General features: G+C 75.3%; 11 protein-coding genes. 6 read left to right on the top strand and 5 right to left on the bottom strand.

Features of this window, described 5'->3' with window-relative positions:
* Positions 1-247: 247 nt before the first annotated feature.
* The 3 genes from N866_RS05350 to purL form a co-directional block, all read right to left on the bottom strand.
* Entirely contained in the window at positions 248-628 is a 381-nt protein-coding gene (locus tag N866_RS05350; protein WP_034223693.1) for a sterol carrier family protein, read from the bottom strand.
* 8 nt (positions 629-636) lie between these two features.
* Complete coding sequence (gdhA, locus tag N866_RS05345) at positions 637-1974, bottom strand: NADP-specific glutamate dehydrogenase (RefSeq protein WP_034223690.1); 1338 nt, start codon at positions 1972-1974, stop codon at positions 637-639.
* A gap of 264 nt (positions 1975-2238) precedes the next feature.
* Positions 2239-4665 carry a phosphoribosylformylglycinamidine synthase subunit PurL gene (gene purL, locus N866_RS05340; RefSeq protein ID WP_052022426.1) on the bottom strand — a complete coding sequence of 809 codons (2427 nt, stop codon included), beginning with the start codon at positions 4663-4665 and terminating at the stop codon, positions 2239-2241.
* Positions 4666-4860: 195 nt separating this feature from the next.
* Between purL and N866_RS05335 the strand changes: the two genes are divergently transcribed.
* Together N866_RS05335 and N866_RS22360 are read left to right on the top strand one after the other, a co-directional pair.
* Positions 4861-5847: a DMT family transporter gene (locus N866_RS05335; RefSeq protein ID WP_081802358.1), complete on the top strand. Its 987-nt coding sequence runs from the start codon at positions 4861-4863 to the stop codon at positions 5845-5847.
* 122 nt (positions 5848-5969) lie between these two features.
* Positions 5970-6647, top strand: a complete 678-nt coding sequence (locus N866_RS22360; RefSeq protein ID WP_034223687.1) for a DUF2599 domain-containing protein — start codon at positions 5970-5972, stop codon at positions 6645-6647.
* A 21-nt stretch (positions 6648-6668) separates the two neighbouring features.
* Here N866_RS22360 and N866_RS05325 read toward each other — a convergent pair whose 3' ends face one another.
* On the bottom strand, positions 6669-7433 hold the full coding sequence (locus N866_RS05325; RefSeq protein ID WP_034223685.1) for a hypothetical protein: 765 nt from the start codon (positions 7431-7433) through the stop codon (positions 6669-6671).
* Between the two features lie 125 nt (positions 7434-7558).
* On the opposite strand from N866_RS05325, the gene N866_RS05320 reads away from it, so the two are divergent.
* The 4 genes from N866_RS05320 to N866_RS05305 are packed head-to-tail and all read left to right on the top strand — an operon-like array spanning position 7559 to position 10852.
* Positions 7559-8623, top strand: a complete 1065-nt coding sequence (locus N866_RS05320; RefSeq protein WP_034223684.1) for an ATP-dependent DNA ligase — start codon at positions 7559-7561, stop codon at positions 8621-8623.
* Positions 8620-9165 (top strand): hypothetical protein, encoded by a 546-nt coding sequence (locus tag N866_RS22065; RefSeq protein ID WP_034223681.1) that lies wholly within the window; start codon positions 8620-8622, stop codon positions 9163-9165. The genes N866_RS05320 and N866_RS22065 overlap by 4 nt, the downstream gene beginning before the upstream one ends.
* A 1-nt stretch (position 9166) precedes the next feature.
* Positions 9167-9961 (top strand): phosphotransferase, encoded by a 795-nt coding sequence (locus N866_RS05310; protein ID WP_216699380.1) that lies wholly within the window; start codon positions 9167-9169, stop codon positions 9959-9961.
* 27 nt (positions 9962-9988) lie between these two features.
* Positions 9989-10852 carry an alpha/beta fold hydrolase gene (locus N866_RS05305; protein ID WP_034223677.1) on the top strand — a complete coding sequence of 288 codons (864 nt, stop codon included), beginning with the start codon at positions 9989-9991 and terminating at the stop codon, positions 10850-10852.
* Between the two features lie 3 nt (positions 10853-10855).
* On the opposite strand, the gene N866_RS05300 is transcribed toward N866_RS05305, so the two are convergent.
* A complete protein-coding gene (locus N866_RS05300; RefSeq protein ID WP_034223674.1) occupies positions 10856-12937 on the bottom strand; it encodes an acyl-CoA dehydrogenase family protein in 2082 nt (693 codons plus the stop codon).
* Positions 12938-13075 lie beyond the last annotated feature (138 nt).

Here is a 13075-nt window from a genome sequence, read left to right as displayed (position 1 = left end):
CGGACGGACCTCCATTGGCCATGGTCGCGTCGTCGGCGCAGGGTGGCGCCGGGGACGGCATGACCGTATGGGTCACCCGGGTGAAATGGAAGGGATTGCGCGGAAGCGTGGACTGTTGTCCACGAGGGTTCCGTGGCCGTTCGCCAGATGGCCGCACCCCGTTCCCCTGGCGTCCGATCGTGCTGGGCGCCTGGTCGGCATGCGCGCCACGTCACCGTCGGAGGCGCGCCGGGGAACGTGCCAGGCGTCAGCCGCGGCGACGTGCGGCCTGGAGCGGCAGCCACGCCGACAGGTCCGCCCGTTCGCCCGAGGCCCCGACCCGTCCCGCGCCGACCGCGTCCGCCCAGCCGATCCCGCCCGTGACGAGCCCGAGCCACGTCACCGGGTCCGTCTCCACGACGTTCGGCGGCGTCCCGCGCGTGTGCCGCGGGCCGGCGACCGCCTGGACGGCGCCGTCGGGCGGCACCCGGACCTCGACCGCGTTGCCCGGTGCGACGGCCGCCAGCTCCTCCAGGGTGAAGCGGACGGCCGTCCGCACGGTCGCGCGCGGGGCGTCGTCGGGCGCCGCGAGCCACGCCGCGACGGCGGCGCGCCCCTCCACGGGGTCGGTACGACGACGGGGCGGCACGGGCTCGGTCAGATGACGCCCAGGGCCAGCACGGCGTCGGCGACCCGCTGGAAGCCGGCGATGTTCGCGCCGAGCACGTAGTCGCCGGGCGAGCCGTACTCCTCCGCGGTGCGCGCGCAGCGGTCGTGGATGCCGACCATGATCTCGGCGAGCCGCTCCTCCGTGTGCTCGAACGTCCAGGAGTCCCGGGACGCGTTCTGCTGCATCTCGAGGGCCGACGTCGCGACCCCGCCGGCGTTCGCGGCCTTGCCCGGGCCGAAGAGCACCCCGGCGTCCTGGAAGAGCGCGACCGCGTCCGGCGTGCAGGGCATGTTGGCACCCTCGGCGACGGCACGGACGCCGTTCCCGAGCAGCGTCTTGGCGTCGTCACCGCTCAGCTCGTTCTGCGTCGCGCACGGCAGCGCGACGTCCGCCGGCACGTCCCAGACGGAGCCGCGCGCGACGAAGGTCGCCGTGGGCCGCAGGGCCACGTAGTCCTCGGCGCGGCCGCGCCGCACCTCCTTGACCTCGCGCAGGACCGCCAGGTCCACCCCACCCTCGTCGACGACGTAGCCCGAGGAGTCCGAGAAGGTGACGACGTGGGCGCCCAGCGCCTGCGCCTTCTCCACCGCGTGGATGGCGACGTTGCCCGCGCCGGAGACGCTCACGCGCATCCCGTCCATCGCGAGCCCGCGGGTCAGCAGCATCTGCTCGGTGAACATGACCGTGCCGTACCCGGTCGCCTCGGTGCGGACCAGCGAGCCACCCCACGTGAGCCCCTTGCCCGTGAGGACACCCGACTCGTAGCGGTTGGTGATGCGCTTGTACTGGCCGAAGAGGTAGCCGAGCTCCCGCGCGCCGACGCCGATGTCGCCGGCCGGCACGTCGGTGTACTCCCCCAGGTGCCGGTACATCTCGGTCATGAACGACTGGCAGAAGCGCATGACCTCGCCGTCGGACCGGCCGCGCGGGTCGAAGTCCGAGCCGCCCTTGCCCCCGCCGATCGGCATGCCGGTGAGGGCGTTCTTGAAGATCTGCTCGAAGCCCAGGAACTTGACGATGCCCAGGTAGACGGACGGGTGGAAGCGCAGGCCGCCCTTGTAGGGGCCGAGCGCGGAGCTGTACTCGACCCGGAACCCGCGGTTGATCTGGACACGGCCCGCGTCGTCGACCCACGGCACCCGGAAGATGATCTGGCGCTCGGGCTCGCACAGCCGCTCGAGGACGGCCGCCTCGGTGTAGCGCGGGTTCTTGCGCAGCACCGGGCCGAGCGAGTCGAAGACCTCGCGGACGGCCTGGTGGAACTCCTGCTCGCCGGGGTTGCGGCGCAGCACCTGCTGGAACGTGGACTCGAGTGCGGCTTCCACCGTGGGACTCCTCAGGGGGCGGCGCGGTGCCGGGGTCGGTCGGGTCGTGCGGCCCGTGGGGCCGAGCGGTCGTGCGGGGCGGGCCACGGTCTGCGGCCGACCGGCCGCGGGCGGGCCCGCGGCGTGGACCGCGGGGTGGTGCGGCCAGGGGGCCGCGAGGTCGTGCGGTCGCCCGGGGAAGTGTCCCCCGTCGTCGGGGTACCCCGGACAGGCCGATGGTCCCTCGACGCGGCGTCACCCGCACGTCCGCGGGCTGTCGCTCCGTCAGGCAAAGGCCCGCGGCAGGGTCGCGCGGTGCTCGTGCTCGAGCTCCGCGAGCGTCACGGTGAGGAGGTCGTGGACCTCCAGGACGGGACCACCACCGGTCGCCGTGACGCCCGCCGGCACGCCGTCGGCGTCCCCCGTGTCGTCGGTGACGCCGATCGCGAGGCACGGGACGCCCCGCGCCGTGCACAGGTCCACGAGCCGCTGGGCCTCGCTGCGCGGCACCGCGACGAGCGCCCGGGCGGCCGACTCCGCGAAGAGCGCCTCGAACGGCGTGACGTCGTCGCGCTCGCAGAGCTCGTCGAGCCGCACGCGGGCGCCGACGCCGTAGCGCAGGCTCGCCTCGACCAGCCCCTGGGCGAGGCCGCCCTCGGACAGGTCGTGCGCGGCGTCGACGAGCCCGTCGCGGGAGGCGGTGACGAGCACCGCCGCGAGGCGGCGCTCCGCGTCCAGGTCCACCCGAGGCGGAAGCCCGCCGAGCTGGCCGTGCACGACGTCGGCCCAGGCCGAGCCGTCCAGCTCGCCCCGCGTGGTCCCGAGGAGGTAGACGGCCTGACCCGGCGTCCGCCAGCCCGACGGCGTCGCCCGACGCACGTCGTCCAGGACGCCGAGGACGCCGACGACGGGGGTCGGGTGGATGGACGAGTCGATCGTGCCGGGCTCACCGGTGCCGTTGTAGAGGGAGACGTTGCCGCCGGTCACCGGCACGCCGAGCTCGCGGCACGCGTCCGCCAGGCCCTCGACGGCCTCGACGAGCTGCCACATCGCGTCCGGGTCCTCCGGGGAGCCGAAGTTGAGGCAGTCGGTCACCGCAAGCGGCCGGGCGCCCGACGTCGCGACGTTGCGGTACGCCTCGGCCAGCGCGAGCTGGGCGCCCGCGTACGGGTCGAGCTTGGCGTACCGGCCGTTGGCGTCCGTGGCGAGGGCCACACCGAGCCCGGACTCCTCGTCGATGCGGATGACCCCCGCGTCGTCGGGCTGCGAGAGCGCGGTGTTGCCCTGGACGAAGCGGTCGTACTGGTCGGTCACCCAGGCCTTGGAGGCGAGGTTCGGCGAGCCGACCAGGCGCAGGAGGGTCTCGCGGAGCTCGTCGGGCGTGCTGGGCCGCGGGTAGCGTGCCGCGCCCTCCTCGCCGCTGACCGTGTCGGCGTTGAGGCCGTCCATCCACTGCGGGCGGGCGTAGGGCCGGTGGTAGACGGGGCCCTCGTGCGCGACGGTCCGCGGGTCGACGTCGACGATGCGGCGGCCGTGGTGGTCGATCGTCAGCCGGCCGTCGCCCGTCACCTCGCCGATGACGGCGGTCTCGACGTCCCACTTCCCCGTGATCTCCAGGAAGCGGTCGAGGTTGGCGGGCGTGACGACCGCCATCATCCGCTCCTGCGACTCCGACATGAGGATCTCGCCGGCCGTGAGCGTCGGGTCGCGCAGCAGCACCTTCTCGAGGTCCACGTGCATGCCGCCGTCGCCGTTGGAGGCCAGCTCGCTCGTGGCGCAGGAGATGCCCGCGGCGCCCAGGTCCTGGATGCCCTCGACGACGCCCGCGGCGTACAGCTCGAGGCAGCACTCGATGAGCACCTTCTCCATGAACGGGTCGCCGACCTGGACGCTGGGGCGCTTGGACGGCTTGGCGTCGTCGAACGTCTCGCTGGCCAGGATCGACGCGCCGCCGATGCCGTCGCCACCGGTGCGGGCGCCGAAGAGGACGACCTTGTTGCCCACGCCGGAGGCGTTGGCCAGGTGGATGTCCTCGTGGCGCAGCGCGCCCACGCAGAGCGCGTTGACCAGCGGGTTGCCCTGGTAGGCCGGGTCGAAGACGACCTCGCCCCCGATGTTCGGCAGGCCGAGGGAGTTGCCGTAGCCGCCGACGCCGGCGACGACGCCGTGCACGACGCGCGCGGTGTCCGGGTGGTCGATCGCGCCGAACCGGAGCTGGTCCATGACGGCGACGGGGCGCGCACCCATGGAGATGATGTCGCGGACGATGCCGCCGACGCCGGTCGCGGCGCCCTGGTACGGCTCGACGAAGCTCGGGTGGTTGTGGCTCTCGACCTTGAAGGTCACCGCCCAGCCCTGGCCGATGTCGACGACACCCGCGTTCTCGCCGATGCCCACGAGCAGGTTCCTGCGCATCTCGTCCGTGGTGCGCTCGCCGAACTTGCGCAGGTGCACCTTGGAGGACTTGTACGAGCAGTGCTCGGACCACATGACCGAGTACATGGCCAGCTCGGCCGCGGTCGGCCGGCGGCCGAGGAGCGTCACGACCTGCTCGTACTCGTCCTGCTTGAGGCCGAGCTCGGCCCACGGCAGCGCGAGGTCAGGGGTCGCGGCGGCGTGCTCGACGGTGTCGGCAGGCGTCTCCGCGGCGTCGGGATGCGGGCGCTGGACGTCGGTCCCGAGCTCGGGCGACGTGTCGGACGAGGTGCTCATCGATCCCCTACCAGGTGGGCCGCACGGAACGGCGCCAGGGTACTCGGCGCCCCTGGGACCCCCGGTCGGCGTCTCACGGGCCCGGCGGCGGGCCGGGTGCGCGGGGTGAGAGGCGGGGAGCACGGTGGCCGGGACGGGGTGGCGCGCACTCGCCGCTCGGTGCCACTCTTCGACCCGCACAAGGGGGGGTACGGGATGACTGGGCGCGCCGGTACGGGTCGCGGGATCGACGTGCTGCTGCTGCTCGTCGCCGCGGTCTGGGGGTCGACCTACCTCGCCGCCAAGGGGATCGTCACGCCGGGGACCGTCGTCGCGGTGCTCGCGCTCCGGTTCGCCCTCACGGCCGTCGCCATGGTGCCGTTCTCCCTCCGCAGCCGGGCACCCCGGCCGCGGGGGGAGACGGCCGCGGGGGTGCTGCTCGGGCTCGTGCTGGCCACGATCCTCACCTTCGAGACCTACGGCATCGCCCACACCAGCGCCACGAACGCGGGCCTCATCATCAGCCTGACCATCGTCATGACCCCGCTCCTGGAGAGCGTCGTCGGGCGGTCGTGGCTGCCCCGGGCGTTCTTCGCCGCGACGGCCGTGACGGTCCTGGGGGTGGCGCTGCTGGCGTCCGGGTCGGGCGACGGGTTCAGCGCACCCGCGCTGGGCGACTGGCTCGTGCTCGTGGCGGCCGCCGTGCGGGCGGTCCACGTGGTCCTGATGCACCGCCGCACCGCGGGTCGCGCGTACGACTCGGGCCGGCTCACGCACGTCCAGATGACGACGGCGGCGGGCGTCTTCGTCCTGGCGAGCCTGGCGGTCGGGGAGCCGCCCACCGTCGTCGCGGCCTCGTTCGGCGCCGCGCAGTGGGCGGCGCTGGTGTACCTCGCGCTGGTCGGGACGGTCTTCGCGTTCGCCGTCCAGATGTGGGCGGTGCGCCGCACGTCGGGGTCGCGGGTGAGCCTGCTGCTCGGCACCGAGCCGCTGTGGGCCCTCGTCGTCGGGCTCGCCCTCGGCGGGGACCGGCTGGGCCCCGCCGGTGTGGTCGGCGCGGTCCTGGTCGTCGTCGGCACCGCGTGGGGGCAGGGGGTCGAGCAGCGTCACCGGGCGGCCGGCGGCGGGAGGATAGGGCGGTGCGCCCCCGATGGAGAGACGGTCCGGTCGTCCGCGCGCTCGCGACGAGTGCTGCGCTCCTGACGCTCTGCGCGTGCGGTACCGCGGGAGGACAGGGCGGCCCGACGCCGAACCCGTCCCCTCCCGTGACGGTCACGACAGCCCCCGGTGAGGCGCCCGGCGCTTCGCCCGAGGCAGGTCCGGCCGTGCCCTCCGCCGACGACGTCCGCCGGTCCGGGCGCGCCGTCCCGCTCGGGGAGGTCACCGTCCACGTCGCCCCGGCGGCCGGCCCGGACGCCCCGCCGCCCCAGCCCGTGCCCGACGACGTCGCGGTGTCGCTCCCGGTCCCGTCGCCTCCCCCCGGCGACCCGGCGGGAGCGGTCGACGGACCGACCCTGCTCGTCGCCGGACCGGCGGGGAGCACCGTCGAGGTCCTCACCGACGGCACGGCGGTGCTGCGCGGCGGCGACGTCGTCGTCGGCGTGGTGCCGCAGGGCGCGCGGCTGAGCGCCGGTGCGGACGGCCTCCTCGAGATCCGCGGGCTCGCCCGTGAGGAGGGTGTCGCGGGCGACGCGCGCGTCGTCGTCGGGGGCGATCCCCTCCTCTCGGCGGACTGGGCGGACCGCGGAGACGAGGGCGGACTGTCGCTCGTCGTCGTCCCGCGGCCGTGGGTCCGGGCCGGCGGCGCCGCGGGGGTCGAGGCGGTGTGGTCCGCCCTGGGTGCGCGCGCCGACCTCGGCGCCGACGCCGTCGCGCCCGGCATGCGCGACCAGCTCGAGTGCCACGCCGTCGGCGCCCCCGACAAGGAGTCGTGGAACCTCGAGCCGTGGCGCCCCGACGTCGGCCTGCTCGCGACCCTGACGGCCCGCTGCAACCCGGACTGAGGCCCGCGCCCGGGCCCCGCGTCAGGCGGTGGTCGCCGGTTCCAGCACGGCCAGCGCCAGGAGCAGGAGCGCGTTGCCGCCGAGGCCGGCGAGGAACGGCCATGTGCGGCTCTCCCGAGCCCGGGGGAGCTCCTCCTGGAACACGGTCAGCAGCACCGAGCCGGCGACGACGGCCGTCATGAGGCTCACCGTGAGGGAGCTCGTCGGGGCGGCGACCGCGGCGAGCAGCCAGCCGAGCAGGAGGGCCCCGGCGAGCACGAACCGGCCCACCCGCCCGTAGCGCCGGGGGTGGTGCTCGTCCAGACCCCGGTCGACGACGAGCACGTGCACGGCCACCGCCAGCGTGAACACCGCCGCGCTGAGCGGGTCCTCCGCCACGCGCTCCGGCAGGGTGTACGCGACGGCGACGTTGTAGGCGGCGAAGGCCGCGAGGTGCACGCCGAACGCCGACGACGACGCCCCCGGGCCCCCGTGCCGTGCGGAGCCGTGCTGCGCGGCGTACCGCTCCGCGACGTAGAACACGGTGAAGCCCGCGAGCGCCACGAGGAACACGAGCAGCTCCTGGAGCGCGACGTGCACGAGCAGGTCCTCGACGGACTCCCCCACGACCCGGGCGCCCGCGGCCACCTCGGGCAGCAGGTGCAGGAAGACGTAGGCGACCGAGATGCCGCCGGCCGCCGACACCACGGCGGCCTCGTGCCGCCCGGCGAGCCCGCGCAGGTGCGTGGCGAGCAGGTGGGCCGCGACGAGCACGGCCACCGGCACCAGGGCCATCAGCGCGGGCATACGGACCAGCCTGGGCCGGACGGGCGTCCCGCACCACCGCAGCAGCGGCTCTGCCCGGGTGGAGGCGGGGCGACGGCGGGTGACGGAGGGATGCGGCGGCGTCGTCGGCGGACCACACTGGGCCGATGGACCTGCCGGTGATGCCCCCCGTCGCCCCGATGCTGGCGAAAGCGGTCCCCCAGATCCCGCCGGACCACTGGTACGAGCCGAAGTGGGACGGGTTCCGCGCGGTGGTCTACCGCGACGGCGACGAGGTGGAGATCGGCAGCCGGAACACCAAGCCGATCACGCGGTACTTCCCCGAGGTGGTCACCGCCGCCCTGCGCGAGCTCCCGGACCGGTGCGTCCTCGACGGCGAGGTGGTCGTGGCGAACGCCGACGCCACCGGGCTCGACTTCGAGGCCCTCCTGCAGCGCATCCACCCCGCCGCCTCCCGGGTCCGGCTCCTCGCCGAGCAGACGCCCGCCGTCTTCATCGCCTTCGACCTGCTCGCGCTCGACGACGAGGACCTCACCGGCCTGCCGTTCCGCGAGCGCCGCGCCCGCCTGGAGGCGGCCGTCCGCGGCGACGGCCCGGGCGTCTACCGCACGCGCCTCACCCGAGACCTCGACGAGGCCCGCCGCTGGTTCGAGCAGTTCGAGGGGGCGGGCCTGGACGGCGTCGTCGCCAAGGACCCGGAGCAGCCGTACCAGCCGGACAAGCGCGTCATGGCGAAGATCAAGCACGAGCGCACCGCGGACTGCGTCGTGGCGGGGTACCGCGTGCACAAGGCCGCCGACGACGCCGTCGGCTCGCTCCTGCTCGGCCTCTACGACGACGACGGGCGCCTGGCCTCCGTGGGCGTCACCAGCTCGTTCCCCATGGCGCGCCGCAAGGAGCTCTTCGCGGAGCTCCAGCCGCTCGTCACCGACGCGGCCGACCACCCGTGGACGGCCCAGGCGCAGGCCTCCGGGACACGCACCCCCACCGAGGCCGCGGGGAGCCGGTGGAACTCCGGCAAGGACCTGTCCTTCGTGCCGCTGCGCCCCGAGCGCGTCGTCGAGGTGCGGTACGACCACATGGAGGGCCCGCGGTTCCGGCACACCACGCAGCTCGTCCGCTTCCGTCCGGACCGCGAGCCGGAGTCGTGCACCTACGCCCAGCTGGAGCGGCCCGTCCGGTTCGAGCTCGGGGAGGTGCTGGGCGGATGAGCGCCGAGAGCACGGCACCCCGGCCCGCGTGGGGGCCGGCCGCGTTCGGGGACCCCTGCCGCGACTGCGGCTACCGCTGGGACCTGACCCCGGAGGAGGCCATCACCGTCGTCCGGGAGGCGCCGGGGCGCTTCACGGCGCTGGTGGAGGGCGCCGAGGGCACCGAGCGGCACCCGGACCTCGGCTGGAGCGTCGCGGGGTACGTCCAGCACGTCGCCGACAACCTCCTCGGCTGGGGTGCGGGCCTCGCCGCCGCGCTGGCCGGCTGGGAGCGCGAGTACGTCAGCGCCGCGCCCGACGACGTCGCCGCGGTCAAGCGCTACGACGCGGTCCCCCTCCCCTCGGCGCTGTGGACGCTCGGGCATGCCGCCGACGCCTGGGCCACGGTCGCCCGCGCGGCCGTCGCGGCGGACGTCGTCCTGGAGCACTCGCGCCGGGGCCGGCTGGACGCGAGGACCGTCGTCGGCGCGGTGGCGCACGACGCCCACCACCACGCGTGGGACGTCCAGCGGTCGCTCGCGGCGACCCAGCGGGACTCCTAGCGTGGTGCGGCGGCCGCGGGCGGGGGCCACGGAGCAGGAGGCCGGGGACGAGGTCCCCGTCACCCTCGACGGAGGCAACGTCAGCACCGCGGTGGTCCGGATCGGTGACACCGTGCGCAAGCCGGCCGGCCGCCACACCCCGGCCGTCCACGCCCTCCTCACCCACCTGGCCGAGGTCGGGTTCCGGCACGCGCCCCGCAGCCACGGCGTCGACGACGACGGCCGGCACGTCCTGGAGTGGGTCCCCGGCCGGATGGCGCACCCGGCCGGCCCGCCGGTGGACGCCGCCGCGGTCGGACGCCTCCTGCGTGCCCTGCACGACGCGCTGGACGGCTGGACCGCGCCCGCCGACGCCGTCTGGGACTGCCCCGTCCCCACCGACGGCGAGGACCTCGTCGTCCACAACGACGTCGCCCCGTGGAACCTCGTGCTCGCCGAGGACCGCATGGTCCTCATCGACTGGGACGCGTCCGCCCCGGGCACGCGCGGCTGGGACCTCGCCTACGCCGCGCACGGGTTCGTGCCCCTCGGCCCGGGCATGCCGCTGCGGGTCGCCGGGGACCGCCTGTGCGCCCTCGCCGACGGGTACGGGCTGGGCGAGGCCGGCCGGCACCGTCTGGCCCAGCTGCTCGGGCCACGTGCCTGGTCGATGCACACCCTGCTCGAGGACGGCCGGCGCACCGGCACGCAGCCGTGGGCGCGCCTCGCCGAGGAGGGGCACGCCGACGTCTGGCGGGACGACGCCACCTGGATCGAGACGCACCGGCCGTCCTTGCAGGCCTCCCTGCTGGCCTGAGCGCGCGCCGCCGGACAGGATGCCCGGATGGCCCCGACCGACCGCCTCACCACCGTCACCCGTGACGGCCTCACGTTCGACGTCCGCGACACCGGTCCCGCCGACGGGCCAGCGGTCGTCCTGCTGCACGGGTTCCCCCAGGACGGCACCGCGTACGACGACGTCGCGCCCCGGCTCGCCGCCGCCGGCCGACGCGTCCTCGTGCCGGACCAGCGCGGGTACTCCCCCGGTGCGCGGCCGACACGGCTGCGCGCCTACGTCCTGCGGGAGCTGGTCGACGACGTCGTCGCGCTCCTGGATGCGGCCGGGGTGGAGCGTGCGCACGTCGTCGGCCACGACTGGGGCGGCACGGTCGCCTGGGCCGTCGCGAGCCGGCGGGCGCCGCGGGTCTCCGCGCTGACCGTGCTGTCCACGCCGCACCCGGCCGCCATGCGCGACGCGCTGTGGCGGGGGCAGGCGAGGCGCTCGGCGTACATCGCCGGCTTCCAGCTGCCGCGCCGGCCCGAGCGCCGCCTCCTGGCCGACGACGGCGCCCGCCTGCGCCGCCTGCTGAGCGGGTCGGGGCTCGACGCCGGCCACGTCGACCGCTACGTGCGGCGGATGAGCGCCCCCGCGGTGGACGACGCCTGGCCGGCGCTGACGGCGGCGCTGGCCTGGTACCGGGCGCTGCGCGTCCGCGACCGGTTCGGGGCCGGCCGCGTCCGCGTCCCCACGACCTACGTGCACGGCGTGGACGACCCGTTCTTCGCGCCGGCCGCGGTCGGGGCGACCGCCCGGTACGTCGTCGGGCCCTACCGCGTCGTCCCGCTCGCCGCCGGGCACTGGCTCCCGGAGACCCGGGCCGACGACGTCGTGGAGGCGGTGCTCGCGACGCCGTCGGCCGGGCCGTAGGGCTCAGGCCCTGCGGCGCTCGGGGGACAGCGACTTCTCCGGGACGGGCATGGCACCGCTCGCCCGCAGCCGGCGGTAGTACTCCCGTGCCTCGTCCTGGCGCTGCGCCTCGACGCCCGTCGCGATCTCCGCGCGGACGTGCTCCGGCGCGAGGCCGAAGGCGTCGACGAGGTCCTGGGCGTGCGGGCGCAGGCGGCGCAGGAGCCGCTCGACGTACGAGCTGACCGACCGGGCCCGCCCCGCGGACAGGCGGCCGTGGATGAGGTACCAGGCCAGGTTCCGCTCGATCACGGTCAGGCCGAAGAGGTCACGCAGCCAGGTGAGGACCTGCTTGGTCCCCTCGTCCTCGACCTTCGCCAGCCCCGCCGTGAAGCCCTCCCACAGCAGCAGGTCCGCGTGGGCGCGGGCCGCCTCGATCATCGCGTGCTGGTTCTCGTTGATGATGTCCGCGGCGACGTCGCGCGGGGCCTTCTGCGCGGGCCGCACGGCCTGGGCGAGCTCCTCGACCATGGTCTCCACACGGTCGGTGAGCAGCTCGCGCTGGGTCTCGGCGTCCCGCAGGTGGCCGACCGAGCGACGCACGTCGCCGCCGTCGGCGAGCGTCTGCACGACGCGGGCCAGCGGGGTGCGGTGCAGGGCGGCGTCGGCGGCGCGGCCGGCCATGTAGCGCGCCATCGCACCGGTGTCGGCGTCCTTGAAGTGGGCGGCGAAGTCGGCGAGGAGCCGCTTGGCGACGAGCTGGAGCAGGACGGTGTTGTCCCCCTCGAACGTCACGTACACGTCCATGTCCGCGCGCAGGCCGGTCATCCGGTTCTCGGCCATGAAACCCTGGCCGCCGCAGGCCTCGCGGCTCGCCTGGAGGACGTCGAGGGCGAGCCACGTCGACGACGGCTTGAGCGCGGCCGCGATCGTCTCGAGGTTCTCGCGGTCCTCGTCCGTGTCGGAGGCGCCGGAGAAGACGCCGTCGAACGCCTGGAGGAGGCGCTCGTGGGCGAAGGCCGCGGCGTAGGTGTGCGCGAGGCGGGGCAGGAGGCGCCGCTGGTGCTCCGCGTAGTCCAGGAGCACGACCTCGTCGTTGCCCGGGCCCGCGAACTGGCGGCGCTGGTTGCCGTAGGTGACGGCGACCGTCAGCCCGATCTTGGCGGCGTTGACCGCGGCGCCGTCGAGGGACACCCGGCCCTGCACGAGGGTGCCGAGCATGGTGAAGAACCGGCGGCCGGGGCTCGCGATGGGCGAGGAGTACGTGCCGTCCGCCGCGACGTCGCCGTAGCGGTTGAGCAGCTCCCGGCGCGGGACGCGCACGTGGTCGAAGTGCAGCCGCCCGTTGTCGATGCCGTTGAGCCCGCCCTTGAGGCCGTCGTCCTCGCCGCCGACGCCGGGCAGGAACTGCCCCGTCTGCGGGTCGCGGATCGGCACGTAGAAGCCGTGCACGCCGTGGTTCACCGGCTGCTCGCCCCGGCGCGCCGTGATGAGCTGCGCGAAGACGACGGCGGCCGTCCCGTGCAGCGCCGCGTTGCCGAGGTAGTCCTTCCACGCCGCCCGGAAGGGGGTGTGCAGGACGAACTCCTCCGTGTCCGGGTCGTAGGTGGCCGTCGTGCCGATGCTCGCGACGTCCGAGCCGTGGCCGGTCTCGGTCATCGCGAACGCGCCGGGCACGTCCACGGACATGGCACCCGGCAGGAGCCGGTCGTGGTGGTCCTCGGTGCCCAGGTGCAGGATCGCCGACGCGAACAGCCCCCACTGGACGCCCGCCTTGATCTGCAGCGACGGGTCCGCGGTGATGACCTCCTCGAACCGCGCGAGGCTGCCGCCGTGGTCGTCCGCGCCGCCCAGGCGGGACGGGAAGGCCCGCAGCACGTCGCCCTCACGGGCCAGGATGCGCAGCTGCTCCAGCACGCGCTCCCGGTGCGCCGCCATGGGCAGGCTCTCGTCGCGGTGCAGCCGCGGGTCCCGCAGGAACTCCCGGGCCTCACGGCGGACCTCGGCCCAGCGTCCGAGCAGGAGGTGCTCCAGGTGCGCGACGTCGATCGTCACGTCCGGCTCGACGTCGGGGGTGGTGGGGCGCTTCTCGCTCAGGATCGTCATGACGGCTCCTCGTCGTCGAGGTGGACAGGTCCGGGGTCGGGAGGGGTGGTACCGGCGGCGGCAGGGTCGCCGCCGCCGCCGGGGTTCGTGGGGTGCGGGCGCGCGGGTGGCCCCGCGGCGGACCCGGCGTCGGGGTCG

The organism is Actinotalea ferrariae CF5-4 (assembly GCF_000603945.1).
In the GTDB taxonomy this organism is placed as follows: domain Bacteria; phylum Actinomycetota; class Actinomycetes; order Actinomycetales; family Cellulomonadaceae; genus Actinotalea; species Actinotalea ferrariae.
This window is presented reverse-complemented; position numbering and strand designations above follow the sequence as displayed.